This window comes from Acidithiobacillus sulfurivorans (assembly GCF_018853815.1).
GTDB classification, from domain to species: Bacteria; Pseudomonadota; Gammaproteobacteria; order Acidithiobacillales; family Acidithiobacillaceae; genus Acidithiobacillus; species Acidithiobacillus sulfurivorans.
The window spans coordinates 1-24,298 of sequence record NZ_JAAOMP010000169.1; the positions used below are offsets into that span (position 1 = coordinate 1).

General features: G+C 53.2%; 26 protein-coding genes and 1 other RNA gene. 18 read left to right on the forward strand and 9 right to left on the reverse strand.

Features of this window, described 5'->3' with window-relative positions; genetic code table 11:
- Window positions 1-156: 156 nt before the first annotated feature.
- Complete coding sequence (locus tag HAP95_RS15825) at window positions 157-1,344, forward strand: MFS transporter (RefSeq protein WP_215885119.1); 1,188 nt, start codon at window positions 157-159, stop codon at window positions 1,342-1,344.
- Window positions 1,345-1,363: 19 nt separating this feature from the next.
- Here the strand turns inward: HAP95_RS15825 and HAP95_RS15830 are convergent, their stop codons facing one another.
- The 4 genes from HAP95_RS15830 to carA are packed head-to-tail and all read right to left on the reverse strand — an operon-like array spanning window position 1,364 to window position 7,066.
- Window positions 1,364-2,194 carry an undecaprenyl-diphosphate phosphatase gene (locus HAP95_RS15830; protein ID WP_215885097.1) on the reverse strand — a complete coding sequence of 277 codons (831 nt, stop codon included), beginning with the start codon at window positions 2,192-2,194 and terminating at the stop codon, window positions 1,364-1,366.
- A gap of 23 nt (window positions 2,195-2,217) precedes the next feature.
- Window positions 2,218-2,694: a transcription elongation factor GreA gene (greA, locus tag HAP95_RS15835; protein WP_215885098.1), complete on the reverse strand. Its 477-nt coding sequence runs from the start codon at window positions 2,692-2,694 to the stop codon at window positions 2,218-2,220.
- A gap of 18 nt (window positions 2,695-2,712) precedes the next feature.
- On the reverse strand, window positions 2,713-5,931 hold the full coding sequence (carB, locus tag HAP95_RS15840) for a carbamoyl-phosphate synthase large subunit (RefSeq protein ID WP_215885099.1): 3,219 nt from the start codon (window positions 5,929-5,931) through the stop codon (window positions 2,713-2,715).
- A complete protein-coding gene (carA, locus tag HAP95_RS15845) occupies window positions 5,924-7,066 on the reverse strand; it encodes a glutamine-hydrolyzing carbamoyl-phosphate synthase small subunit (protein WP_215885100.1) in 1,143 nt (380 codons plus the stop codon). Before carA ends, carB begins: the two co-directional genes overlap by 8 nt.
- A gap of 236 nt (window positions 7,067-7,302) precedes the next feature.
- On the opposite strand from carA, the gene HAP95_RS15850 reads away from it, so the two are divergent.
- The 10 genes from HAP95_RS15850 (at window position 7,303) to HAP95_RS15895 (ending at window position 15,581) form a co-directional block, all read left to right on the forward strand.
- Window positions 7,303-8,049: a hypothetical protein gene (locus HAP95_RS15850; RefSeq protein ID WP_215885101.1), complete on the forward strand. Its 747-nt coding sequence runs from the start codon at window positions 7,303-7,305 to the stop codon at window positions 8,047-8,049.
- 57 nt (window positions 8,050-8,106) lie between these two features.
- Window positions 8,107-8,583, forward strand: coding sequence for a TspO/MBR family protein (locus HAP95_RS15855; RefSeq protein WP_215885102.1), 477 nt, complete (start codon window positions 8,107-8,109; stop codon window positions 8,581-8,583).
- 8 nt (window positions 8,584-8,591) lie between these two features.
- The gene (locus HAP95_RS15860; RefSeq protein WP_226832856.1) at window positions 8,592-9,314 is read left to right on the forward strand and encodes a M48 family metallopeptidase; all 723 of its coding nucleotides are present in this window, start codon (window positions 8,592-8,594) and stop codon (window positions 9,312-9,314) included.
- Between the two features lie 90 nt (window positions 9,315-9,404).
- The gene (locus tag HAP95_RS15865; protein WP_215885104.1) at window positions 9,405-10,079 is read left to right on the forward strand and encodes a YceI family protein; all 675 of its coding nucleotides are present in this window, start codon (window positions 9,405-9,407) and stop codon (window positions 10,077-10,079) included.
- A 135-nt stretch (window positions 10,080-10,214) separates the two neighbouring features.
- Complete coding sequence (locus tag HAP95_RS15870) at window positions 10,215-10,658, forward strand: MarR family winged helix-turn-helix transcriptional regulator (RefSeq protein ID WP_215885105.1); 444 nt, start codon at window positions 10,215-10,217, stop codon at window positions 10,656-10,658.
- Window positions 10,655-12,193 carry a DHA2 family efflux MFS transporter permease subunit gene (locus HAP95_RS15875; protein ID WP_215885106.1) on the forward strand — a complete coding sequence of 513 codons (1,539 nt, stop codon included), beginning with the start codon at window positions 10,655-10,657 and terminating at the stop codon, window positions 12,191-12,193. Before HAP95_RS15870 ends, HAP95_RS15875 begins: the two co-directional genes overlap by 4 nt.
- Window positions 12,193-12,627 carry a universal stress protein gene (locus HAP95_RS15880; protein ID WP_215885107.1) on the forward strand — a complete coding sequence of 145 codons (435 nt, stop codon included), beginning with the start codon at window positions 12,193-12,195 and terminating at the stop codon, window positions 12,625-12,627. Before HAP95_RS15875 ends, HAP95_RS15880 begins: the two co-directional genes overlap by 1 nt.
- Before the next feature lie 150 nt (window positions 12,628-12,777).
- Window positions 12,778-13,230, forward strand: coding sequence for a lysozyme inhibitor LprI family protein (locus HAP95_RS15885; RefSeq protein ID WP_215885108.1), 453 nt, complete (start codon window positions 12,778-12,780; stop codon window positions 13,228-13,230).
- A 108-nt stretch (window positions 13,231-13,338) separates the two neighbouring features.
- On the forward strand, window positions 13,339-14,568 hold the full coding sequence (locus HAP95_RS15890; RefSeq protein ID WP_215885109.1) for a pesticin C-terminus-like muramidase: 1,230 nt from the start codon (window positions 13,339-13,341) through the stop codon (window positions 14,566-14,568).
- A 308-nt stretch (window positions 14,569-14,876) separates the two neighbouring features.
- Entirely contained in the window at window positions 14,877-15,581 is a 705-nt protein-coding gene (locus HAP95_RS15895; RefSeq protein ID WP_215885110.1) for a hypothetical protein, read from the forward strand.
- 49 nt (window positions 15,582-15,630) lie between these two features.
- Here the strand turns inward: HAP95_RS15895 and HAP95_RS15900 are convergent, their stop codons facing one another.
- Window positions 15,631-16,662 carry an agmatine deiminase family protein gene (locus tag HAP95_RS15900; RefSeq protein WP_215885111.1) on the reverse strand — a complete coding sequence of 344 codons (1,032 nt, stop codon included), beginning with the start codon at window positions 16,660-16,662 and terminating at the stop codon, window positions 15,631-15,633.
- An 84-nt stretch (window positions 16,663-16,746) separates the two neighbouring features.
- On the opposite strand from HAP95_RS15900, the gene HAP95_RS15905 reads away from it, so the two are divergent.
- Genes HAP95_RS15905 through HAP95_RS15915 form a run of 3 tightly spaced genes read left to right on the forward strand, consistent with a single transcriptional unit; the run spans window position 16,747 to window position 18,483 of the window.
- Window positions 16,747-17,454 (forward strand): pseudouridine synthase, encoded by a 708-nt coding sequence (locus HAP95_RS15905; protein WP_215885112.1) that lies wholly within the window; start codon window positions 16,747-16,749, stop codon window positions 17,452-17,454.
- Window positions 17,455-17,456: 2 nt separating this feature from the next.
- The gene (locus HAP95_RS15910; protein ID WP_215885113.1) at window positions 17,457-17,906 is read left to right on the forward strand and encodes an NUDIX hydrolase; all 450 of its coding nucleotides are present in this window, start codon (window positions 17,457-17,459) and stop codon (window positions 17,904-17,906) included.
- 55 nt (window positions 17,907-17,961) lie between these two features.
- The gene (locus HAP95_RS15915) at window positions 17,962-18,483 is read left to right on the forward strand and encodes an RNA pyrophosphohydrolase (RefSeq protein WP_215885120.1); all 522 of its coding nucleotides are present in this window, start codon (window positions 17,962-17,964) and stop codon (window positions 18,481-18,483) included.
- 25 nt (window positions 18,484-18,508) lie between these two features.
- Here the strand turns inward: HAP95_RS15915 and ychF are convergent, their stop codons facing one another.
- Genes ychF through mrdA form a run of 4 tightly spaced genes read right to left on the reverse strand, consistent with a single transcriptional unit; the run spans window position 18,509 to window position 22,753 of the window.
- On the reverse strand, window positions 18,509-19,600 hold the full coding sequence (ychF, locus tag HAP95_RS15920) for a redox-regulated ATPase YchF (RefSeq protein WP_215885114.1): 1,092 nt from the start codon (window positions 19,598-19,600) through the stop codon (window positions 18,509-18,511).
- Window positions 19,601-19,609: 9 nt separating this feature from the next.
- The gene (pth, locus tag HAP95_RS15925; protein WP_215885115.1) at window positions 19,610-20,179 is read right to left on the reverse strand and encodes an aminoacyl-tRNA hydrolase; all 570 of its coding nucleotides are present in this window, start codon (window positions 20,177-20,179) and stop codon (window positions 19,610-19,612) included.
- A 6-nt stretch (window positions 20,180-20,185) separates the two neighbouring features.
- Window positions 20,186-20,794 carry a 50S ribosomal protein L25/general stress protein Ctc gene (locus tag HAP95_RS15930; protein WP_215885116.1) on the reverse strand — a complete coding sequence of 203 codons (609 nt, stop codon included), beginning with the start codon at window positions 20,792-20,794 and terminating at the stop codon, window positions 20,186-20,188.
- A gap of 12 nt (window positions 20,795-20,806) precedes the next feature.
- Window positions 20,807-22,753, reverse strand: coding sequence for a penicillin-binding protein 2 (gene mrdA / locus HAP95_RS15935; protein ID WP_215885117.1), 1,947 nt, complete (start codon window positions 22,751-22,753; stop codon window positions 20,807-20,809).
- 88 nt (window positions 22,754-22,841) lie between these two features.
- On the opposite strand from mrdA, the gene HAP95_RS15940 reads away from it, so the two are divergent.
- From HAP95_RS15940 to HAP95_RS15955, 4 genes are all read left to right on the forward strand, one after another.
- Entirely contained in the window at window positions 22,842-23,081 is a 240-nt protein-coding gene (locus HAP95_RS15940; protein ID WP_010636921.1) for a hypothetical protein, read from the forward strand.
- A 19-nt stretch (window positions 23,082-23,100) separates the two neighbouring features.
- Complete coding sequence (locus tag HAP95_RS15945) at window positions 23,101-23,415, forward strand: cell division protein ZapA (RefSeq protein WP_215885118.1); 315 nt, start codon at window positions 23,101-23,103, stop codon at window positions 23,413-23,415.
- Window positions 23,416-23,423: 8 nt separating this feature from the next.
- A non-coding RNA gene (gene ssrS / locus HAP95_RS15950) (6S RNA) lies at window positions 23,424-23,603 on the forward strand.
- Window position 23,604: 1 nt separating this feature from the next.
- Window positions 23,605-24,243 carry a 5-formyltetrahydrofolate cyclo-ligase gene (locus HAP95_RS15955; protein WP_226832857.1) on the forward strand — a complete coding sequence of 213 codons (639 nt, stop codon included), beginning with the start codon at window positions 23,605-23,607 and terminating at the stop codon, window positions 24,241-24,243.
- The last annotated feature ends 55 nt before the right edge of the window (window positions 24,244-24,298 follow it).

Consider the following 24,298-nt stretch of genomic DNA (forward strand, 5'->3'; position numbering starts at 1 on the left):
TGCCCGAAGGCCAGGAAATGGATCAATACGCCCGCAGCATGTTCGCTTATTCCATCTCTTACCTGTTTTTGCTTTATACTGCCCTGATCCTTGGTAAATTGGTGATGGGTTATGGCTTCTTCTGAAAAACGCCGTGGACGGGTGAAAGGCCCGTCCATGAGTCCTCTGGAAAAACGGGCTGTCAGTGGCCTGAGCTTTATATACGTCGCGCGCATGCTCGGCCTGTTTATGCTCATGCCAGTGCTGGCCCTGGATAATGATCAGCTACGTTACAGTACGCCCCTGTTGCTGGGCCTGGCTATTGGGGTATATGGGCTTGCCCAGGCCGCACTGCAGTTCCCTTTCGGGGCAGCCTCCGACCGCTTTGGACGGAAAAAAGTGCTGGTGTTCGGGATTATTCTTTTTATTCTGGGCTCCTTGTTGGGCGCAGTTACCCACAATATTTATGGCATTATTCTGGCGCGATTACTGCAGGGTGCCGGCGCCGTGTCTTCGGTGCTTCTGGCTACGGCTGGAGACCTGACCGGCGATCAGCATCGTACCAAAGCCATGGCGGCCATTGGTGGCAGTATTGCCGTTGCCTATGTGCTGGGTATTGCTATCGGTCCAGTATTTTACGGACTTTGGGGCTTGACCGGGGTGTTCCTGGTCGCGGCGGCTCTGGGCGTGCTGGCGCTATATCCGCTCTGGAAAATTATTCCACCTATTGCGCACGCGCAGCAGAATCGTATGGGTAGCTGGGCAGATGCCATGAAAATGTTCCGCCATCCACCGGTACTCACGGCCAGTGTTGGAATTTTCATTTTGCAGATGGTTCTGGGCGCGAGCTTTGTGGTGCTTTCTCCAGAGCTGGTCAATGCCATGCACATTCCCGAAAGTGGCATCTGGGAAGTGTATTTGCCGGTCATGCTGCTTTCGGTGCTGCTCATGCTGTTTCCGGTAATTTATGCGGAAAAAAACAAGCAGCACGGGCAGATGCTGATTGTCAGTGGCCTCGCTATTGCGGTTGGATCCCTGATCATGGGACTGGAGTCCGGACATTTTTGGCCCGTAGGCATTGGCGCGGTTATTTTCTTTGCCGGCTATAATATTGCTTCGGCGATATTGCCCTCAATGATGAGCCGCAGCACGCTTCCCGAACAGCGTGGTGCTTCCAGTGGCGTTTATTCCATGATGCAGTTTCTGGGTATTTTCGTAGGAGGCGTGTTGGGAGGATGGGGTCTTGGCCTCGCGGGAGACCAAGGCGTGTTTTACATTCTCACCGCAGTGGGTGTTATTCTGGCCATCCAGAGCTGGAATGGTAAACGCATGGCCTTATTACTTTCTCCGGATAGTCATTCCTGAGCTTTCCAAGCGCAGTTTTTTAGCCGCCAATCAGCAGTGCCAGCGCCCCGAATCCGATGCAGTAAATTCCGAAGGGGCGCAATGCGGTTACTTCATGTTTATGGAAGTAATGCATCAGAAACCAGACCGAACCCCAGGCACATAGTCCAGCGAGGGCTCCCGCCAGAAAAATGGTTCCCAGCAAGCCGCTTTGCATATGAGCGTGAAAAAGTTTGGGTACTTCCAACGCACCGGCAGCCGCAATAATCGGTGTTGCCAGTAAAAAGGAAAAGCGGGCAGAATTTTCATAATCCAGTCCTACGCCAATCCCGGCCACCAGAGTGGCACCTGAACGGGAAAAGCCGGGGATCAAAGCCATGGATTGAGCAAAGCCAATAATGATGGCGCGCATCCAGCTTAAGTTATCCAGTGAATGGCTGGGATGACGGGCGCGTAATCGGTCACCCCAGATCAGCATGACTCCGTTTACCATCAATGCAACGGCCGCAAAAGTGAAACCGCCAAAAAGATAGCGGATTTTATGGGCGAGAAGGAGGCCGAGAATACCCGCAGGAATGGATGCAATGAACAGTATCCACAATAATCGCGACTGGGGATTACTGGGTTTGCCCCGCGCCCGTACAAAGCCACCAATCAGGGCTGCCCAGTCTTTCCAGAAAAACAGCAGGAGGGCGGCGGCGGTGGCAAGATGCAGGACCACCACAAAAGGCAAAAACCAGTCGGCGTCGCGATTGATGGGCCAGTGCAGCAGGGCCGGAACCAGAATAATGTGCCCGAGGCTGGAGATGGGAAACAGCTCCGTAACCCCTTGCAGCATGGCCAGCAACAACAGGTAGATATGATGGATCACAATAGGATGCTCTCAGGCTGGTTTTATTCGAATCGAACGGCAAGAATGGTGTACTCGCGAGCACCCGCAGGCGCATGCACTTCTACCAGATCACCTTCGTGTTTGCCGATCAGGGCGCGGGCAATGGGCGAACTGATGGAAATTTTATTTTCCTTAATGTCCGCTTCGGCATCTCCCACAATCTGATAGGTGACTTCCTTGCCTTCCGCGTCTTCCAGATCGACGGTTGCGGCAAATACGATTCTTCCACCGGTATTCAGGGTCTTGGGGTCTATGACCTGGGCGCGGGCGAGAAAATCCTCCACCTCACGAATGCGTCCTTCAATAAACGCCTGCTGCTCCTTGGCGGCATCATATTCGGCATTTTCCGAAAGGTCCCCCTTGGCACGGGCTTCGGCAATAGCCTCAATGACGGTGGGCCGTTCTACGGATTTCAGCCGTTGTAATTCTTCGCGCAAACGTTGTGCGCCGATGACAGTCATGGGGACTTTATCGCTCATGTTAACCTCTCGTACTGGTTAGTTTTGTTGCAAATCCTGGAGACGAAGAACACTGCGCTCTTCACGCATCAGGGCACGAATAGCTTCCGCCCCCGCAATGACGCCTGCCAGAGTGGTGTAATAGGTCAGGCCCATTTGTAAGGCAGCCCGGCGGATACTGAAGGAATCACGCACAGACTGACGCTCATCCACGGTATTGATGATGATTTGTACTTTACCATTTTTGATGGCATCTACAATGTGCGGCCGACCTTCGGTCACCTTGTTGACTGTGCTTACTTCCAGTCCCTGCTGGCGGAGATATTCGGCTGTCCCTTTGGTAGCGATCAGTTGAAAACCCAAGTGGGCCAAGGTGCGAGCGGCAGGGGTAAGTTTAGCCTTGTCGGCATCGCGGACGCTGATAAATACGGTTCCGGAGGATGGAAAATGCTCACCGGCACCCATTTGTGCCTTGAGGAAAGCCTCGCCAAAGCTGGCTCCGATGCCCATGACCTCGCCGGTAGATTTCATTTCGGGCCCCAGCAAAATATCAACGCCCGGAAATTTGATGAAGGGAAATACGGCTTCTTTGACGCTGAAATGCGGAGGATTGGGAATTTCAGGTATGCCTTGGGTTTTCAGGCTCTGGCCGGTCATGCAGCGTGAGGCAATTTTAGCCAGCTGCCAGCCCGTAGCTTTCGAGACAAAAGGGACCGTCCGGGAGGCACGGGGATTGACCTCAAGGACGTAAATCCGGTCTTCCTGCACCGCAAACTGGCAGTTCATGAGGCCAACCACGCCCAAAGCCAGAGCCAGTTCTACAGTTTGCCGCCGCAATTCAATCTGGATGTTTTCAGGGAGAGAGTAGGGCGGCAAACAGCAGGCCGAGTCGCCGCTATGAACGCCAGCCTGCTCAATATGTTCCATGATCCCCGCAACAATGACCTGACCGTCCTGGTCGGCAACGGCATCAATATCCACTTCCAGGGCATCATTGAGGAATCGATCCAGGAGAATGGGCTGATCATTGGAAATGCGGACGGCTTCTTCCATGTAACGCTGCAGGTCTGCTTCAGCGTAAACAATACGCATGGCGCGGCCACCGAGTACATAGGAGGGACGAACAACCAGCGGATAACCCAGTTCCTTGGCTTTACTCAATGCTTCCGGAGCACTGCGGGCAATGGCGTTTTCCGGCTGGCGGAGACCCAGGCGCTGCAGCAGTTGCTGAAAGCGTTCGCGATCTTCAGCCAGATCAATGGAGTCCGGAGTCGTACCGATGATGGGTACACCGGCTGCTTCAAGATCGTTGGCCAGCTTGAGAGGGGTCTGGCCGCCAAACTGAACAATGACGCCCTGAGGTTTTTCCACTGCGACAATTTCCAGCACGTCTTCCAGGGTCAGGGGCTCAAAATAGAGGCGATCAGAAGTGTCGTAATCGGTAGATACGGTTTCCGGATTGCAGTTGACCATGATGGTTTCAAAACCATCTGCATGGAGCGCCATGCTGGCATGAACGCAACAGTAGTCAAACTCAATGCCCTGACCAATGCGGTTGGGTCCACCGCCCAAAATCATGATTTTGGGTTTGGTTCCAGGCTCCGCCTCACATTCCACTTCATAAGTGGAGTAGAGATAGGGGGTTGGCGAATGAAATTCCGCCGCACAGGTGTCCACCCGTTTGTAAACGGGCCGAATGCCCAGTTTGTGGCGCTGTTCGCGCAGCTGGGATTCCCGGCAGCCCAGCAGTCGGGCCAGACGACGATCCGAAAAACCCATGGCTTTGAGTGCTCGCAAGTGGAGCGCATCGAGGCTGGCCAGAGGCATTCCACGCAGATTTTCTTCCTGCTGTACCAGCTCAATAATCTGTTCGAGGAACCAGGGGTCGATATGCGTGGTCTGCTGGATTTTGTCCTGATCCCAGCCCCGGCGGATAGCGTCGGCTAAGTACCAGAGGCGATCAGGGCCGGCTATGCGCAGCTCCTGCTCCAGCTTCTGCAAGGTTTCTGGATCATTACCCAACAGCTTTTCATCCAGTCCATCGACCCCGGTTTCGAGGCCGCGCAGAGCTTTTTGCAGGGATTCCTGAAAACTCCGGCCAATGGCCATCACTTCCCCCACCGATTTCATCTGGGTGGTCAGGTGCGCGTCAGCTTCCGGGAATTTTTCGAAAGCAAAGCGGGGTATTTTGGTGACCACATAGTCGATGGTCGGTTCAAAACTGGCAGGAGTAGCCTGGGTGATATCATTGCGCAATTCGTCCAGGGTGTATCCCAGGGCCAGCTTGGCCGCAATTTTGGCGATGGGAAAGCCGGTAGCCTTGGATGCCAGTGCGGACGAGCGGGAAACGCGCGGATTCATCTCGATGACAATCAAACGCCCATCCACCGGATTAACCGCAAACTGGACATTGGAACCGCCTGTGTCCACGCCAATGCGGCGCAGAACAGCTATGGAGGCGTCACGCATCCGCTGATATTCGCGGTCAGTCAGAGTCTGGGCGGGGGCTACGGTAATGGAGTCACCGGTATGAATCCCCATGGGATCCATGTTTTCGATGGAACAGACAATAATGCAGTTATCTGCCTGATCCCGGACCACCTCCATTTCAAATTCTTTCCAGCCAATAATGGATTCTTCAATGAGAATTTCGTGGGTGGGGCTGGCCTCCAGACCCCGCGAGGCAATATCCTCAAACTCCTCGCGGTTGTAGGCAATACCGCCACCAGTGCCGCCCAGGGTGAAGGAAGGTCGGATAATGACCGGAAAACCAATATCTTCGGCAATTTGGCGGGCTCCGTCCATATCGTGCCCAAAAGCTGAACGGGCCACTTCCAGGCCAATTTCCTGCATGGCTTTTTTGAACAGCCCCCGATCCTCGGCTTCGCGAATGGCCTCCACCGAGGCCCCGATCAGGCGCACCCCGAACTTTTCCAGAATGCCCTCACGGTGCAGATCCAACGCACAGTTGAGGGCGGTCTGACCACCCATCGTCGGCAAAATGGCATCCGGGCGCTCCATTTCGATGATGCGCGCTACCGTCTGCCACTCCACGGGCTCAATATAGGTCGCATCAGCCGTTTGCGCGTCGGTCATGATGGTCGCCGGATTGGAATTGACCAGAATGACGCGGCAGCCTTCCTCGCGCAGTGCCTTGCAGGCTTGTACTCCCGAGTAATCAAATTCGCAGGCCTGACCGATGACAATGGGGCCGGCGCCAATCAGCAGGACGCTGTGAATATCTTGATGCTTAGGCATGGGTGTGGGCTCCGTATTGATGCATGGCAGCTACGAAATCATCAAAAATGATGCTGGCATCGTGGGGGCCGGGTCCTGCTTCCGGATGTCCCTGAAAGGAAAAAACCGGGAGGTTGTTATGGGCCATACCCTGCAAACTGCCATCAAACAGGGAGGTATGCGTAATACGCACGGAGTCCGGCAAGCTTTGGGTGTCCACCGCAAAACCGTGGTTTTGACTGGTAATTAATACCCGACCACTGCGCAGATCTTTGACCGGATGATTGGCACCATGATGCCCAAATTTCATTTTGATGGTTTTGGCACCCAAGGCGATGCCGAGTAACTGATGTCCCAGGCAGAGCCCAAAAGTGGGTATTTGTGCTGCAATGATTTCGCGCATGGCTTGCTGGGCATAATCGAGGGCGTCGGGATCTCCCGGCCCATTGGAGAACAGCACACCGTCCGGGCGCAGGGCGATGACCTCAGCGGCTGGCGTTTTGGCAGGTACCAGGGTAACCCGGCAGGCACGGTCGGCGAGCAGGCGCAATATATTGTTCTTTTTGCCGAAATCGTATACCACCACATGATATTGCGGATGGCTGATGGGTTGCGCCTGATAACCCTGTTCAGGCAGGCCGCTCGCAAGGAGCCATTCTGATGTTTTTTGCGCTGCCACGTCCTGAACCAGATCCCGACCCAGCAAACCGGGAAATCCGCGCGCGGCAGCCAGGGCTTCGCTTTCATTCACCTCAGCGCCAACCAGCAAAGCCGCATTCTGGGCACCGCCATTGCGCAGGCGGCGGGTGAGTGCGCGGGTATCAATACCGGCAATGGCAGGAATACCCTGCCGGGTCAGAAAATCGGGGAGAGTCTGGCTGCTGCGCCAGTTACTGGGGGTGCGGGGCAAATTACGCAGTACCAGAGCCGAGCAGAATATTTTTGATCCTTCCATGTCTTCGGGGTTGATCCCGGTATTGCCAATATGTGGATAGGTCAATGTCACAATTTGGCCGCGATAGGAAGGATCCGTCAAAATTTCCTGGTAACCCGTCATCGCCGTGTTGAAACAGATTTCACCGATGGCCAGACCACTGCTGCCAAAACCTGTACCCCGGTAGATACTGCCGTCTGCCAATGCCAGGACCGCCTGCACTTTCTCACCTCGTCTGCCATGGAAGATGCAAAAAAGGGAGGGTGTCCCCTCCCGCATAGATTGTCCACATTCTAGGGATATGCCGGGCACTGGTCAACGCAGTTATCGGCCATTCATTCTGAAAAAAGGTGGCTGCAGGAAGCATTACACAACGATAAGTGCTTGAGTGTGTGGAAAGTGATGATAAGCTTGTGACCATGATCAGGTATTCATAATTCCAAAAGGAGTGGTTTCGTATGCGTCGCATTCAGAGTTCTTGGTTGTTTGCAGGAGTAATTTTGGCCCTGTCTGGCTGTGGTTCAGCGACGAATAATGGCTTGGCTCCGCAGGCCGAAAATACTTATCCTGTGCCCTCGGCTATTACTACGCCATCCAGCTACAGAGCACCCGCGCCCATCTTGCAGGTTCCTGTCCAGCCTCTGTCGCAGCCAAAAACTTTACCCGCTCCTTCGGCACCCGGCGTGAATTATTCGTCAACGACTTTACCCTTGACGCCTCTGGCATCCTCTACCTCCGCCTTGTCCAGCGCCGCGCAATCTGTCACCCAACCGGTCACCCGGACGGTGGAAAATGCCAAAAATTCTGCGGATCAGGCAGTCAGCAATGCCCAAGGCGCAGTGCAACAGCAACTCAATGCGGCAACGTCCTCCTTTTCCGGGAAATGGCAGCAGGATATGGTCAAAGCTCGGCAGGACAGCACCAAATGTGCCGCTTTAAGTTCGTCAGCGCAGAGTGCCTGCTGGCAGAATGTGTCAGATTGGGCGAAAGCGCGTGCTACGCAATATCAGAGCATGAGTGCCACGGCGAGCGGCGCTCAGGCCCAGCAAATGCAATCTGCCTCCAAATTTTTTGGTGCAACTGGTGAATGGGCCAGTGCCTGTAGTGCTCTCAGTGCCCAGTCTTGCGCGGAGTCACCGCTGATCAGCAAGATGCAGCAGTGGAAGGCTTCTGTGGGTATCCCCGGAACCACTGCAGGGCAATAAAATTTGCAGATTCCTGAAAATCTGCCATTCCATTTTCTTGGCGGGGCGACGACTTAGATGGACATGAATCACTTCGCACTGGTTTCCCTGATTAGTCTGGCGATTACCCTGGCGGTGGCGACAACGGGGTCACTGTTTCGACCAGATGCCTGGTATACGCGCCTCCAGAAGCCCGAAGGCACGCCTCCGCCCTGGGTTTTTCCAGTGATCTGGACGCTGTTGTACATCATCATGGCTTTTGCGGCAGCGTTGATTTATGTCAGCCCGGCAAGTCCGTTGCGGACAGTGGGTTTATCTTTGTATGGCCTGCAGTTGCTCTGTAATGCCGCATGGTCATGGCTGTTTTTTGGGCGGCATCAGGTGCTTTTGGCCTTGGCAGACCTGGTTTTACTTCTGCTCCTGGTATTGGCTTGTTTCCTGGTTTTTATGCTGATCATGCCGCTGGCCGCCTGGTTGTTGGTGCCTTATTTACTCTGGCTTTGCGTGGCTCTGTATCTGAATGCCGCGACCTATCGCCTGAATCGATTCTCCTGATGCGGCCCATGCGCAATCCGGAAAAAACCATTGTTCAGGTGGCTGATCTGAACGTGCAGCTGACGCGCAAGGCGGTCAAGAATTTGCGCATTATGGTTTTTCCCCCTGACGGGGATGTAAGGGTAAGTGCCCCCTGGGCGATGACAGATGGAGACATTCGTGCGGCCATCCTGGCCCGTTTATCCTGGATCAAGCAGCACCAGCAGCAATTTCAGCAGCAGACTCCATCACCGGTTCTGGAGTATCAATCCGGCGAAACCCATTCCTATTTGGGACAGAACTACATACTCCGGGTGCATGAAGTGGCCGGTCGCGGCCGTATTGAATTACGCGACTCTGCCTTTATGGAGATGTACTGTCCGCCCGAAGCTGCACAGGCTGAACGTCAGGCCTTGCTCCACAAGTATTATCGTCAGGCATTGAAAGACCGCATTCCGGGGATTGTTGCCCGCTATGAACCGATTCTGGGTGTGCAGGTGGCCGAGTGGGGCGTTAAACGCATGCGCACTCGCTGGGGTACCTGCAACATCCGCGCGCGGCGCATCTGGCTCGGCCTGGAGCTCGCCCGCCACGCAGAAATTTGTCTGGAATATGTGGTATTACATGAAATGGCTCATTTACTGGAGCGCCTGCACAATGGTCGTTTCAAGAGTATCCTCGATGCGGCCATGCCGGACTGGCGTCGGGTGAAAAATCAACTCCGCTCTGGTTCTGCTGACCCTTCTTGCTGAAAGTTCCTGATGCTTACTCGGAGATAGCTACTATAATCCTTTGACTACCAGCATGATGGTGGTTCAGGTAATTTGAAAGAGGGTACAATTATGCAAAACAAGCGATCAAAACAATTACTCATCATTTCCATCAGCTTGGGTCTTGGTTTAGGGATGACGCAGGAAGCAGCCCAGGCAGCGACAACTGCACCGGCCACAGCTGCGGTGGGGCATTACCACGCGCTGACGGGTAACCCGAGTGGCACCTATCAGATTGATCCAGAGCATTCCGCTGCTTATTTTACCATTGGTCATGTGGGTATTGGTCCCTTTAGCGGACGTTTTAACAAGATTTCTGGTACTTATACCGTCAACACTCAGGATCCGGCCAAAGACACGGCCAAAATTGTCATCCCGGCGGCCAGCATTTTTACAAACTTCGCCCCTCGCGATAAATATCTCCGCAGTCCGACCTTTTTTGATGTCAAAAAATATCCTGATGTGACTTTTGTCAGCACCCGTTATCAGCCGATCAGCAAAACGACGGGCGATCTCTATGGCAAGTTGACCCTGCATGGTGTCACTCGGGCGATGATGTTTCGTGTCAGGGAAACCGGCGCTGGCGATGTGAACTATCTTCCCAAGCCTTGGGGGGGCTATTTGTCCGGATTTGTTGCCGTTACTACCATTCAGCGCAGTAATTACGGCATGAAAGCCTATCTTCCTGAAGGGCTCTCCAACAAAGTTCAGATTCGGGTAGAAATTGAAGGTAAAAAAATCGCCTGATGGATTCAACCTGAAATCGGCGTAGAGCAAAGTTGCTGTAATGCGGCCTCGCCCACTGCCGATTTTTTTCTTGCAATTACTTAGATGGCTAAGTATAAGAGATCGAACTATATAATGAACAAGCTGGGAGGGGGCATGTCAGAGGAACAGTTACAGCAGGATTTTGCTCTGGCGCTGCATGATACTGCGCGAGCCTGGCGACACGCTTTGGATCGCCGACTGAAAGGTTTGGGTCTGAGCCAGGCCAGCTGGTTAAGCATCGCTTATCTGGCGAAAGCCCCTGCACCAATGACTCAAACCGAGTTGGCCCATTGTCTGTCGGTAGAACAACCAACCGTGGTGGCCATGCTCGATCGGCTGCAGCGCGCGGGACTGCTGCGCCGGGAAATAGACGCTCATGATCGTCGTATCCGCCGCGTACTGCTGACGCCAGAGGGTATCGAGGTGTATGCGGAAGTGCGCCGCGTGGCGATGGACTTCCGCCATGAAAAACTCAAAGAACTGGACGTGGAGGTACTACGCCAGATAACGGGAGTCCTTCAGCAACTGCAAAGGACGTTGGAAGATCCCATTCCATGAGCACGGCATCGGTCCCCATGGATGCTTCAGGACTGAACCGTCCGCTGATTACCCTGGCCATCATGCTCGCCACCATCATGCAGACGCTGGACAGCACCATCGCCAATGTGGCCCTGCCCCATATGCAGGGCAGCTTGTCAGTTTCGCTCAATCAGATCGGCTGGGTGCTGACATCCTATATTGTCGCAACCGCCATCGCCACGCCCTTGACTGGCTGGCTGGTGGATCGCTTTGGTAAGCGCAATATTTTCCTGGCCTCAGTGGCCGGTTTTACCCTGGCCTCCATGTGGTGTGGTATTTCCACCTCCTTGTTCGAAATTGTCATTGCCAGAGTATTTCAGGGCGTATTTGGTGCTGCCCTGGTGCCGCTTTCACAAACCACCTTGCTGGACATCAATCCCCGGGAAAAACAGGGCTCGGCCATGGCATTGTGGGGTATGGGGGTCATGGTTGGACCGATTGTTGGCCCGACTCTGGGTGGCTGGCTGACCGACAGCATGGGCTGGCGCTGGGTTTTTTTCATCAATGTTCCAGTAGGTATCCTGGCACTTTGGGGTATCTGGAAATCGTTTCCGGCCGATACGCCGGGACGCAGCATGCGCTTTGATATGGCCGGTTTTGTCAGCCTCAGTCTGGCCATTGGCGGTCTGCAATTATTGCTGGACCGGGGACAACAACTGGATTGGTTCAGTTCGGTGGAAATCTGGGTGGAAGCCTATCTGGCCGGTTTTGCAGCCATTTATTTTATCTGGCATACCTGGCGCACTCCACCCGAGCACTCGTTTTTTGATTATCGTCTGATTTTGAATCGCAATTATGTGACCGGATTGCTATTCATTTTTATTGTAGGCGTGGTGCTTTTTGCCTCGCGGGCCCTGATTCCCACCATGCTGCAGGATCTGATGGGTTACACGGCCGAGGCTGCCGGGTGGGTAACGGCTCCCAGTGGTTTAGGCACCATGCTCGCCATGCTCATTGTAGGTCGGCTGGTGGGTAAGGTGGATTTGCGCCTGTTGCTGGCTATTGGCTTTGGTGTAACGGCATTTTCTCTCTGGGAAATGCAAGGTTACAGTCTGGTGATCAGTCAGGGTGATGTGATCTGGCCCGGTGTCTGGCAGGGCCTGGGTATTGGCCTGGTGTTCGTGCCATTGAGTACGGCTACTTTCGCCACGCTCAGTCCCCAGATGCGCGCCAACGGTACCGCTATATATAGTCTGGTCCGCAATGTCGGCAGCAGCCTGGGGATTTCTTTGGTGGAGACCCTGCTGACCCGCAATACCCAAATTGCACACGCTACGCTGGCGGCGCATATTGATGGTCGCAATCCGGGTTATGCAAACCCTGCTGTCGCAGAACTGTATAATCCTCATTCGAGTATGGGGCAGTTGTTGCTCAATAATGAAATTACCCGGCAGGCCAGTATGATTGCCTATATGGATAACTTCTGGCTGATGATGGTGATGACGCTGGCGATTTTCCCTTTGTTGTTGATTATTCGTACACCAAAGCGGGAAGCAGAGGCAAGGAGAAGCTGATGTTCCAGAAAGTGATGGTCGCTTACGATGGGAGTGCTTCTGGTGGTATCGCGTTACAGCAGGCGACAGAGATTGCAGGTCTCACGCAGGCTGAACTGCATTTGTTTGGCGTCATTGTCAATACCGGCGGTATGGCGATGGCACAAGCGGCGGGTGCCGAAGACATGCTGAGTAGGGAAGGGGAAGCTATTCGTACCCGGCTGGACGAGGTCGCTACAAAGCTCCGTACGGATGGGCTGAGCGTGTATACTCATGCGGTTGAGGGGAGCCCTGCTGAAGCCATTGCCCAATATGCCCGACAAATCCACGCTGATTTACTGGTGATTGGTCATATTCCCCAATTTTCTTTTGGCCACTGGCTGGAAGGATCTGTTGCCAAAGCCCTCCTGAGAAGTTTGCCCTGCAGTATTCTGGTCGCAAAAAAAATCCGATAAAACATCCAAATGGATGATCTTTTATGTGATTAAAGAACATCTAACATTTTGTTTAAGAAGTCGTTAAAATCAATGGCATGAAATGCTTGCATGCATTAAAGCAAGCATTAACCATGATTCCAATGACTGCTGAATAAGGAAACAAAGTGTATGATCCCTCAGAAAAAATCGCTTGAAACGGGTAATAGTGTTAAAAATTATGATCGTCATTTAATATCGGCAGCAAAGCGTATATCAGAAAAATTTAAAACTAAACATCGATTATGGTTAAGCGGCTATTTGTTGATGGGTTTGTTTTTTTCTCAAGGGGCAATGGCCACGCAATACGCCACTTCATTCGACTGTACGACTGCAAATACCGTAACAGAACAGGTGATTTGCCAGGACCAAAAATTGGCAAGCCTGGATCTGCAATTGTCTCAGGAATATGATGAATTAGTAAATAATATGAAAAAAAGTGGAAATCATCAAAAAAATCTCAGTTATCTCCTTGTCTCTCAGGAAAAATGGAAAAAAGAGAAAATTCAGTGCAAAGGTGATAGTTTCTGTATAACAGATGCTTACGGAAAACGTTTAGCGGAGCTGGGCGCTTGTTATCATTAGAACTATAGATTGTGCACCTTGAGGATTATCAATGGCGCTTTGTCCGGCCACCTTTGATATTCTATGGGTCTTGTGAAAGACTGCGCTCATATTTGAGGAATACAATTCATGAGATATGGAGTCTATAAAGACAAGCAGGAATTTTTCTGTAAATATCGGCAACATTTGCGTGGGATATTACTGATAAGTATTTTTTTCTCACAGCTTGCACATGCAACTCAATATACTACTTCTTACAACTGTAAAACAGCAAAAACTGAAACTGAAAAAGCGGTTTGTCAGGATGCGCAGCTGGCAAAAATGGATCGACAGGTATCCCATGATTATAATCAATTGACGAATAGAATGAATAAAGAAGGAAATTATCATCAATCTTTAAATAATGTGACTACAACGCAGTCTGAATGGAAGGAAGAGACTCTCCAGTGTAAAGGCGATATTTTCTGCCTAACGGATGCCTATGGCAAACGACTGGCTGAGTTGAATTATTGCTACAGAAGTGACAAAGCCATTGCAGTAGCTGCAGTTGCTGACTGTACCCCGCTGGACCGGGTGGATTATCATTTTATCCAGAAGTCCGAAGGCATGATGTATGATTTTTATGTGCCCGGGGCGTTTGGAACCAATGTGGAGACAGGCGAGAATCTTGGGCCGCGATATAAGAAAGATAAAAAAACGGGAGAAAAGTACCAGAAAGCGATAGGCAATAGTAGTGTTACGGTAGGTGAAGGTGTAGACCTGGGACAGCAAACTATTAAAGGGTTGAGACGGTATATGGATACCGAACAAAAGAAATATGGTAAGCCTGATGATGTAGATATTGAATTGATATTAGATAAAGTCAGACCATTTATTGGAAAAACAAAAAATTCTGCGATATCGTCATTAAATGACTATTACAGTGATAATGGTAAATATCCTTATATGAGCGAAGAAAATGCCGAATTTATTTCTTCAGCGGTTAGGCATGGTTACGCCGAGGATGCCGCAGCATTGTTCAAGAAGAACTCTTTTCCAAATATGAATTTTTGGTCCATGCCTGCTTCTGTACAAACTGTGCTGACGGACATGAAGTTTCATTCCTATATATCCAGTGTTGCGCATCTTTTTTATCAGGCTGACTGGTTGGGTGCAGCAAAAGAACTTGAAAATCTCGCTGTTGGGCGTTATGCAAAATATAAAAGTCGTTTTCTTGCGCGGGCACAAATGTTGCGAGATGCTATTAATTATCATTACTTGCCATCGCAGGGTGATCCTTGTGCATCAGCCAAAGCGTCTCTGGCCTATAATGGAAACCTTGTCTTGCAATGTGTCTTGCGATATCTGGACTGGGCATAGCACTTTGAATTTGTACTAATCTGGAGATAAAATAGATGAAAATATCATCTTTTATAGCGCAATTTACAGCTTTGCTTCTCAGTTTTGGTAGCATGGCGTATGCGGCTGACGATTCCTTAAATTGCCCAGCAATTGCGGCAAAAACACCTGATAGCATCACAACTACCTGCAAAGGTACTCTTAGTCCTACCCAAAAAGCGATTTGTGAATATAAGCCTAAAAAGTGGACAGACAATCTGCCACTATTGGATAGTACGGTAGGGGTTAGTTACGTTCGTGATCTGCGATCAGCGGGTGTTGGTACGCCCGTGTGTAGGCAGTTGCTCAATGGTCATAAATCCTACCAGATCGCCTTGCAGCAATGTGGTGATAACGGCAACTGTGTGCTTAAGGTGATGCGCAAGTGGTCCTGGGATCTGGCAAAAATAGAAAAATCCCTGCGCGTACCCATTAAAATGTCCAGTCTGCAGCAGTTTGCGGGTAAGGCGTATATTCAGGATGGGTCTACAACGGTTCCTCTGCTGGAACGGCTGAAGCAAGGGATGGATTTGTTTCCTCTGCCACGACTCGCATTGAAAAATGGTAACGAGTTGATCTGGGGCTTCCAGCCGCATAATGCTCAGGTCCAATCCCTGATGATTCTTAATCATCAAGGCGATGTGCAGGTCATGGGTCTGGTTGATAATCTTTATCTTGGTATGTCTGGTGGGCAGGCCCCTGCTGGCTTGGACCCCGAAGCTCGCCTATCTCTTTTAGTCAGGAATCCGGCAGCTCTCAGTGAAAATCTTCCTGCCATTCATGCCTGGGCGGCGGCGAGTCTACTGGGTTTTAATCAGACCTGTCCCGGCAAGGATCAACAGGCTTGTCAGGCAGCCATGGCGCAGACACTACCCATCAAGGCATACAATCTGAACTGCAAGGTAAAACCTCAGGGGAACATCTTGGTGGATCATTGTGCCTTGCCATTGCCCTCCGTAAAAAACGATGTTTCTCCGGGCTTATTCTGGCAATGACGCATATCTGAGACTATTTGCCTGAAACACGCATGACTCAGCTCAGACCTTACTCCGGCAGCTGCATGGTCACGCAGTGCAGGCTGCCATGTTGGCGGGCGAGTTCCAGACAGGCGATAGGCACAATTTGGCGGTCTGGAAAAGCCGTTTGAAGACGCTGGATGGCAATATTATCCGCAGGATCATCATAAACGGGGAGTAAGACCGCTCCATTGAGGATCAGAAAGTTGGCATAAGTCAGAGGTAAGCGGTTGTCCTCCTCATCCCATTGCGCCTGTGCCCAGGGGAGGGGAATCAGATGGTAAGCCTGTCCATCATGACTGTGCAGGGCGCTGAGTTCGGCAGCCATTTGCTGCAAGGCGGCAAAGTGACTGTCGTTGGGATCATCACAATTTTGATACGCGATGGTGTGCGGATTGCAAAAGCGCGCCAGAGTATCGATGTGTGCATCGGTGTCATCGCCTTCCAGATGCCCACTATGCAGCCAGAGTACGCGCTGCATGCCAAGCTGCTGGCATAAGGCGCTTTCAATGTCCAAGGCCGACCATTGTGGATTGCGATTGGCGGAAAGCAGGCAGGCGCTGGTCGTCAGTAAAGTGCCATGCCCATCACTTTCAATGCTGCCGCCTTCCAGCACCATCCCTGAAATCTCCAGGGAACATTCGCCAAAAGCCTGTTGGGCATGGAGATGACGCGTAATCTGATTGTCCAGGTCGGCGCGAAACTTGAGGCCCCAGGCATTAAAGCCAAAATCCAGCAATTTACGCTCTCCTGCCGGGTTGGTGAGGGTGAGTGGTCCATGGTCTCGCGCCCAGGAATCATTGCTGGGCACCAGATACAGATGGCAGTGGGACATGTTGGCGTGCGCATTCTCCAGACGCTGTTCACAATCCCGTAAACTTTTGCGGTCATGGCAGGCCACCAGCAGATGCTCACGCAGACTGATTTCTCGGGCAATCTGCATAAAAACCGGAAGGACCTCATCCAGTCGGGGTGCCCAATCGCTTTCGGGATGGGGCCAGGTCAGTTGCACACCCCACTGCGGAGCCCATTCGGCGGGGAGAGTATAGTTGGACTGCATGGTGAATTCCTTTCAGGAGCGATATCTATATCATAGGCAATTCGGGGGTTTCCGTCAGCCATGCAGGCAGGCTAAACTGTCCGCATGGCGCATTCCAGCGAACGTTTAGATCATCTGCTTTCCCGACTGGGTTATTGTAGCCGCTCGGAAGTGCGTGATTTACTGCGTGAAGGGCGCGTGTTAGCGGATGGAATGCCGCTGCGCAAGGCGGCTACCAAGGTAGAACCAGCCAGTGTGCAGATCGATGAAGAGCCTCTGGATCATCCCTATCCTCTCTATGTGCTGTATCACAAACCCCTCGGCAAGGTCTGTGCGCATGATGATCCTCGTGCCATTTATCAGGATTTTCCACCGCGATGGCGCTACCGGCGACCCAGCTTTAGCAGTGTCGGACGTCTGGATCGGGAAACCAGCGGCGTGTTGTTGCTGACCGATGATGGAGACTGGCTACATCGTTGGACCAGTCCCCGCTATGACATTCCGCGCCGGTATCGAGTGACTTTGGAAAATCCTTTGCAGGGCCATGAAGCCGGCATACTGGCTTCGGGCACCTTGCTGCTGGAGGGAGAGCATAGCCCGTGCAAAGCGGCAGAAATGATCCCGCTCGGCACGACTGAACTACAATTGACCCTCCATGAAGGACGTTATCACGAGGTGCGGCGTATGTTTGCGGCCCTGGATAATTTGGTGTTGAGCCTGCATCGGGAGGCATTCGGACCTTTCACTTTGGATGATCTGGCTCCAGGACAGTGGCGGGAACTCAGCGAAATCGAACGGCAAAGGGAGTCATAACCATGGTCTGGAAGCCGCATGTAACAGTTGCTGCAATTGTGGAGCATGAGGGGCGTTTTTTACTGGTCGAAGAAATGGTAGAAGGACGCCGATGTTTCAATCAGCCTGCTGGTCACTGGGACCCTGGTGAAACCCTGCTTGACGCGGTCGTACGGGAAACCCTGGAAGAGACGGCCTATGCCTTTGAGCCCGAATATCTCACGGGCATTTATCATTGGGAGCACCCCGCCAAAGATTTGACCTACCTGCGTTTCGCTTTTGGCGGGAAGTTGGGTGCCCAGCGTCCAGACTACACGCTGGATACCGGAATTATTGGTCCGGTGTGGATGACCCCGGCAGAAATACAGGTGCAGAGCGAACACCTGCGTAATGTCATGGTGCAGCGTTGTATGGCGGATTATTTGGCCGGGAATCGCTATCCTCTCGAAATTTTACACAGTCTGACAGACTGACGTTGGCTCTGCCTCGTGCTATATTGGGCAAAAGGCATCGGTAGAGACGATGAATATGATAGACGCAGACGGCTATCGCCCCAATGTGGGCATGATTATTTGCAACGAACACAATCAGGTGTTGTGGGCCAAACGCCGGGGTGAGAATGCCTGGCAGTTTCCGCAAGGTGGAATTGATCATGCGGAAACACCAGAACAAGCCATGTTCCGTGAGCTCGAAGAGGAAGTGGGTACGGCCAAGGTCTGTATTCTTGGGCGGACTCAGGGGTGGTTACGTTACGAGGTTCCCTGTTCCCGGCATCGTGCCCAGCGGCGTCGTTATCGCGGGCAAAAACAAATCTGGTTTTTGCTGCGTTTCGAAGGAGATGAGGCCGAAATAAACACCTTGACGACTCAGCATCCCGAGTTTGAAACCTGGCGCTGGGTAGATTACTGGATGCCTGCCCGGGAAATCATCGCCTTTAAACGACAGGTTTACTGGCAGGCATTGCAGGAGTTGGCCCCGCTGATTAATGTGGGACCACCTCCTGCTGATGCTGCTGAGTCTAAGAGAAAAGTTTCCCCTTCAGCAGGTTAATCCCCTGGCTCAACAGGCCTCCATATCACACATTAAACAAAAAATTCAGTACGTCCCCATCATGTACGACATAATCCTTACCTTCCGCACGCATTTTGCCCGCTTCCTTGGCACCATGCTCCCCCCGGTACTGGACGAAATCCGCGTAGGCGATGGTCTGGGCGCGGATGAAACCCCGCTCGAAATCACTATGAATGACGCCAGCAGCCTGGGGGGCAGTGGCCCCGATGGGAATGGTCCAGGCCCGTACTTCCTTGACCCCGGCCGTAAAATAGGTTTGCAGGCCCAGCAAGCCATAGGCCGCGCGGATGATACGGTTCAGTCCGGGTTCTTCCAGTCCAAGATCCTGCAGAAAGGCGCTTTGCTCTTCAGATTCCAGTTCGGCCAGTTCAGATTCAATGGCTGCACACACCGGAACCACGCTGGCATGGCGTTCGCCCGCCCAGGCTTCCAGAAGTGGACGCCAGGGCCCATCCTGAATTTCATCTTCCGCCACATTGGCAATGACCATCATGGGTTTCATGGTGAGCAAAAACAGGCCACGCAAATGGGCTTTTTCTTCAGCACTCATGCTGAGACTCGCGGCGGGTTTGCCACTATTGAGATGCGGTAGCAGGCGGGCCATGGCAGCGGCTTCGGCGATGGCATCCTTGTTGCCACCCTTGGCCTGGCGGGCAACCCGCGCCTGACCTTTTTCGACCGTACTGATATCCGCCAGAATCAGCTCCGTCAACACGGTATCCAGATCAGCCACCGGGTCCACCTGACCGCTGACATGAACGACGTTGGGATCTTCAAAGCAGCGCGTAACCAGCGCAATAGCGTCCGTTTCCCGAATGTGGGCCAGAAACTGGTTTCCCAAACCCTCGCCCTGGGCCGCGCCCGCCACCAGTCCGGCAATATCCACAAACTCCATGGTGGCCGGAACCACATTTTGGGGTTTGACGATTTCGATCAGCGCCTGCAGCCGGGGGTCCGGCACGGATACCAGACCCACATTGGGTTCAATGGTGCAGAAAGGATAATTTTCAGCGGCGATACCGGCTTTGGTGATCGCATTGAACAGGGTGGATTTGCCCACATTGGGGAGACCGACGATGCCACAGGCCAAAGCCATAAAAAACTCCTAATCGCTGTGCAGGGTTTTCTGAGCCGCATCACTGCGACCATTAAGAAATTCCGGAAGAACCGCCAGGCTGTGATCAATCGCCAGGTCAATCGCGGATTTATCCATTGCCGAAGGCACGCCCAGTACATAATTTATCACGGCATCCTTGTGCCCGGGATGACCGATGCCAAGGCGCAGGCGCCAGTAATCCCGCGTGCCCAGTGCCCGATCCAGATCGCGCAAGCCATTATGCCCGCCATGTCCGCCGCTCCATTTCAGGCGTGCGGTACCGGGTGGTAGATCGAGCTCGTCGTGTATCACTAAAATACGCGCCGCAGGCACCTTGTAAAAAGCGGCCATGGCCTGGACCGGAGCACCGCTGCGATTCATGAATTCCTGGGGCAGGCACAAGCCCAGTTGTTGTCCAGAATCTTGCGTAGTTGCAGCCAGACAATGCCAGCGTGACTCCAAACGTAAAGACGCTCCAGCCTTTTCTGCAAAGGTCTGGAGCGCCCAGAAACCGGCGTTGTGACGGGTGCGGGCGTATTCTGCCCCGGGATTTCCCAGCCCCGCCAGCAACCAGTCCATTTTACCTCACTCGGCGGCTTCGGGAGTTTCTTCCGCTTCAGCGCCGGTACGGGGGCTATGAATGGAGACAATTTCCTTGTCATCTTCATGCTGGAGGGGAATCAGGATAACACCGGCTGGCACGCTGATCTGCGACAGATGCAGGCTCTCGCCTTTTTCCAGATTGGCAATGTCCACTTCGATGGCTTCGGGCAGGCGATCAACCGGTGCTTCTACTTCCACGTCCGTCAGTGCGCGGTGCAGTACGCCACCGGCCTTGATACCCACGCAGGTGCTTTCGTGGAGGAAGTGGATAGGCACGTGCAGACGCACGGTTTCACCGGCATGAACCCGCATGAAATCCATGTGCAGGACTTCTTCCTTGTAAGGATGCATCTGGATATCACGGATCAGGGCGGTTTCCTTACCCTGAGGGAATTCCAGGGTGATCACATGCGTGTAGGCCCGTTCGTCAGCCAGAAGCTTGCGCAACAGACGCGCTTCAATACTCAGACCGGTAGCCGCTTTGTTATCACCATAAAGCACGGCCGGGACCATGGCCGTACGGCGCAGGCGACGGCTGGCACGCCGACCATTTTCTTCGCGCGGCATGGCCGCAATCGCAAAATCTGTCATTTTCAGTACTCCTTATTGTGCTGTGGATTGAGCGGGGCGAGGGTTGACAGAACCTTTCTCCCCATGACTAAGGGGCGCATCATAATGCGCGCCTGCCGATTGAGCAACCTTTGCCGGCATTTTTGTGGATAATTTTTGCGGAGCTGGAGCTGGAGGAGTCTGATCCGGCTGCAAATACGCCTTAATGACTGCACGGGCTACCGGTAGGGCTTGCCAGGCGTTGTATCCGCCATTTTCGACCACCACCGCTACGGCAATTTTGGGGTGGTCTAAGGGTGCCCAGCCAATAAACAGCGAGTCATTATTGTAAATGGTGTGTCCATTTTTATAGCCCATAGGGACCTGGGCAGTACCGGTTTTGCCGGCAATGCTGATACCGGGGATGCTCACCGTATGGCAGGTGCCGGTATTGACGCAGGCTTCCATCCCCAGATGCACCGCATGCATGGCTTCGGCAGAAATATGCAGATTGACGGGCGCGGCATTGGGAATAGGAATAGTCTTGCCGCTTTGCGGGTCAATGAAGGCCTTGGCGACCTGGGGTTGCACGAGATAACCGCCATTGGCGAGGGCAGAAACGGCGCGGACCAATTGCAGCGGTGTTTCCAGTAGATAGCCCTGACCAATACCCAAAATCACCGAGTCACCGGTGTACCAGGGGGCATGAAGATGCGCGCGCTTCCAGGCCGGAGTCGGGACCAGACCGTTTGCGCCACCGGGTAGATCAATGGGCGTTTTCTGTCCGAAGCCAAAACGCCAGAGGGTCTTGTCCTGCAAATCAATCCCCATTTTCACGGCCAGCTTGTAGTAGAAAACATCCACAGACCAGGCCAGTGCCTTGGTGATGCCGGTCTCCCCGAAACCGCCCCGATTCCAGTCCCAGTAGGTGTGTCCTCCCAGCTGATAATTGCCGGGACAGTAAGTATGAAAATCCGGACTGATCACGCCTTCCTGGACGGCCTGAATGGTATAAAAAGGCTTCGCGCAGGAACCCGGCGGGTACAAGCCATTATCCGCCCGGTTCATGAGTGGTCGGCCCGGATTGTTGAGCAGTGATTGCCAGTGCGCATTACTAATGCCGTCCACAAACCAGTTGGCGTTAAAGCTGGGGCTGGTGACCATGGCGAGAATGCCCCCATTATTGGGGTCCATGGCGATGACCGCACCGCGATAGCCTTTACCCTGCAACGCTTCTGCCCCCGCCTCCTGAACCCGCAGCCGGAGATGGGTCATCAGATTACTACCAGGATGAGCGGCAATCTGGCGAAGAGTGCCCACTGGTAAACCCCGGGCGTTGATATCCTTGATTTCATAACCCATGACGCCACGCAGCTGGCGTTCGTAATAGCGTTCCAGGCCATTTTTACCAATATAATTACGACCCACATATTTATTGGCATGAAAATCTTTCAGGTCAGCCCCGGTAATCGGTCCGACGTAACCGACGACATGGGAAAACAAGGCGTCATAGGGATAATGGCGATGCATCATGGCGACAATACGCACGCCCGGCAGTTCCATGGCGCGGACGGATACGGCTGCAATTTGCGTCGGATTCAGATCCGCTTTCAGAACAATGGGGTCAAAGTCCGGCTTGCCGGCGCGCCGTGCGGCAAATTGCTGCAGATCTTCCGGGCTCAAGTTCAGAAGATGCTGCAAAAATTGCAGGCTTTGGTGCAGATGGGGGACCTGATCCGGGGTGATTTCGAGGGCATAGGTGGGCAGGTTTTCTGCCAGAACCTCCCCATGATCCGCCAGAATCAGGCCCCGAGGCGGAGCCAGGGGCACCAGAGCCACATGATTGTCATAGGCCAGCTCGCGAAATTTGGAGTAATGCAATACCTGCAGGTCCACTACCCGCAAGACAACCCCCAGGATAGCCAGGAGCATCAACAGTGCCGCAACACCCAGGCGGAAGCGAAAACTGCGCGTACGTTTCAATGATTCGGATAAGGGCATGGGTGCAACAAACCTGCTTCAATTTGCAAATGATGGAGGTGCTTCGTAAACTCGGTGTCGGAATGTCCGGCTAAAAGTGGGTGGCGCAGTGTTAGAATCCCGATATGAATCCCTGTTTGCAGAGTTGGAGAATGCTATCACGGATTATCGCGGATTGCGTCGACAACTGGAAGGTGACGGACGCAACAAGCATTCCGTGCAAGCCCTGCAGGCCCAAATTCAAAAACTGAAAGCGGAAAACCGGATGCTGCAAGAGCGTCAGGAAGAAATCTGTTTGCGCCTGAATGATCTGCTGGCGCAGGTCAATTGTTGGGAAAACGAACTATAAAATCATCAGGGAGAAGTCTGTGTCCGAAGTCAAACCCACAAATGCCGTGCAACAAATTTCAGTCACCTTGCTCGATCAGCATTATCAGATACCCTGTCCGGATGAAGAACGGGAGCTGTTGCTGGAAGCCGTGCGACTACTCAATCAACAATTGGAGGTGGCCAGAAGCCGTGGCAAATTGCTCAGCCGGGAGCGCGCCACCCTGATGGTGGCCGTGAATCTGGCAGCGGATTTGCAGCGTACCCGGCAGACATTGCAGGCGCGTGAGCATGATCTGCAACTCGTCGAACAGCGTCTGCAGCAACTGGTTGACAGGGCCAAGGGCTCAGAGTAATTTGGAATTGCCTCCTGCGAGGCACGAGTGGCCGAGACGATTCCTGAACCAATACTGTCTATCCAGGGAGTCCCCAGTCATCATCGTGGTGTGCAGCTCCCTTGCGGAGTAGCCTGAAGCGATGTGTGGATTCCCACCTGTTCATCAGGTTCTGGGGTGGCGGGCCGCACGACCATCGCGGGAGGTTTTTTGTTTTCTGAAACTGAAGCACCAGATCCGTCCGATCCGGTTTCCAAGGGCAGCTTGCGCAGAACAATGCGGCAGCAACGCCAGTCTCTTTCTCCGCAGCATCTACAGCAGGCGGCACTGGCACTCTCCCGTCAAATTCTCCAGCTCAGTCATTACAAAAAGGCCCGGCGGATTGCCCTCTATTGGCCCATGCAGGGCGAAATCAATCCTCTCCCATTGATGTACCATCGCCTGAGTCGTCACAAACGGTTCTATTTACCGGTATTATCAGGGAATTTTGCGCAAAAGCTGCGTTTCGCGCCTTTTCATGGGGAGAGCCGCATGCGCCCCAATGGCTTCCGTATTCCCGAGCCTCAGGTGGCAGCCGATTTGCTGATGACTCCGCAGGATCTCGATTTGTTGATTCTGCCCCTGGTGGCGTTTGATGCAGAAGGTTACCGCCTGGGTATGGGCGGGGGATTTTATGACCGCAGCCTCGCCAGCATGTCCCACCGTCAGCATTGGCAACACCCGCGTCTGCTGGGGGTCGGTCATGCTTTTCAGCAGTTAGACAGAGTCCCCCGCGAACCCTGGGACGTGCCGCTCAGCATCATCTGCACCGACCTCGCCTGTCACCGCATCAACGGACCTTTCACCTAGCCACGCGCTACGGCGGGCGCTTACCACTGCGTCAACGTCCTCCAGCCACTCCAGC

Excerpts from the sequence above, each read along its gene's own strand:
- HAP95_RS15930 (WP_215885116.1), bottom strand. The coding sequence starts at position 20,794 with ATGACAGATTTTGCGATTGCGGCCATGCCGCGCGAAGAAAATGGTCGG.
- HAP95_RS15850 (WP_215885101.1), top strand. The coding sequence starts at position 7,303 with ATGCGTCGCATTCAGAGTTCTTGGTTGTTTGCAGGAGTAATTTTGGCC.
- HAP95_RS15885 (WP_215885108.1), top strand. The coding sequence starts at position 12,778 with ATGATCCCTCAGAAAAAATCGCTTGAAACGGGTAATAGTGTTAAAAAT.
- greA (WP_215885098.1), bottom strand. The coding sequence starts at position 2,694 with ATGAGCGATAAAGTCCCCATGACTGTCATCGGCGCACAACGTTTGCGC.
- HAP95_RS15900 (WP_215885111.1), bottom strand. The coding sequence starts at position 16,662 with ATGCAGTCCAACTATACTCTCCCCGCCGAATGGGCTCCGCAGTGGGGT.
- HAP95_RS15860 (WP_226832856.1), top strand. The coding sequence starts at position 8,592 with ATGCGCAATCCGGAAAAAACCATTGTTCAGGTGGCTGATCTGAACGTG.
- HAP95_RS15865 (WP_215885104.1), top strand. The coding sequence starts at position 9,405 with ATGCAAAACAAGCGATCAAAACAATTACTCATCATTTCCATCAGCTTG.
- pth (WP_215885115.1), bottom strand. The coding sequence starts at position 20,179 with ATGGACTGGTTGCTGGCGGGGCTGGGAAATCCCGGGGCAGAATACGCC.
- HAP95_RS15870 (WP_215885105.1), top strand. The coding sequence starts at position 10,215 with ATGTCAGAGGAACAGTTACAGCAGGATTTTGCTCTGGCGCTGCATGAT.
- HAP95_RS15890 (WP_215885109.1), top strand. The coding sequence starts at position 13,339 with ATGAGATATGGAGTCTATAAAGACAAGCAGGAATTTTTCTGTAAATAT.
- HAP95_RS15915 (WP_215885120.1), top strand. The coding sequence starts at position 17,962 with ATGATAGACGCAGACGGCTATCGCCCCAATGTGGGCATGATTATTTGC.
- ychF (WP_215885114.1), bottom strand. The coding sequence starts at position 19,600 with ATGGCTTTGGCCTGTGGCATCGTCGGTCTCCCCAATGTGGGCAAATCC.
- HAP95_RS15910 (WP_215885113.1), top strand. The coding sequence starts at position 17,457 with ATGGTCTGGAAGCCGCATGTAACAGTTGCTGCAATTGTGGAGCATGAG.
- HAP95_RS15875 (WP_215885106.1), top strand. The coding sequence starts at position 10,655 with ATGAGCACGGCATCGGTCCCCATGGATGCTTCAGGACTGAACCGTCCG.
- mrdA (WP_215885117.1), bottom strand. The coding sequence starts at position 22,753 with ATGCCCTTATCCGAATCATTGAAACGTACGCGCAGTTTTCGCTTCCGC.
- carB (WP_215885099.1), bottom strand. The coding sequence starts at position 5,931 with ATGCCTAAGCATCAAGATATTCACAGCGTCCTGCTGATTGGCGCCGGC.
- HAP95_RS15905 (WP_215885112.1), top strand. The coding sequence starts at position 16,747 with ATGGCGCATTCCAGCGAACGTTTAGATCATCTGCTTTCCCGACTGGGT.
- HAP95_RS15855 (WP_215885102.1), top strand. The coding sequence starts at position 8,107 with ATGGACATGAATCACTTCGCACTGGTTTCCCTGATTAGTCTGGCGATT.
- HAP95_RS15880 (WP_215885107.1), top strand. The coding sequence starts at position 12,193 with ATGTTCCAGAAAGTGATGGTCGCTTACGATGGGAGTGCTTCTGGTGGT.
- HAP95_RS15825 (WP_215885119.1), top strand. The coding sequence starts at position 157 with ATGAGTCCTCTGGAAAAACGGGCTGTCAGTGGCCTGAGCTTTATATAC.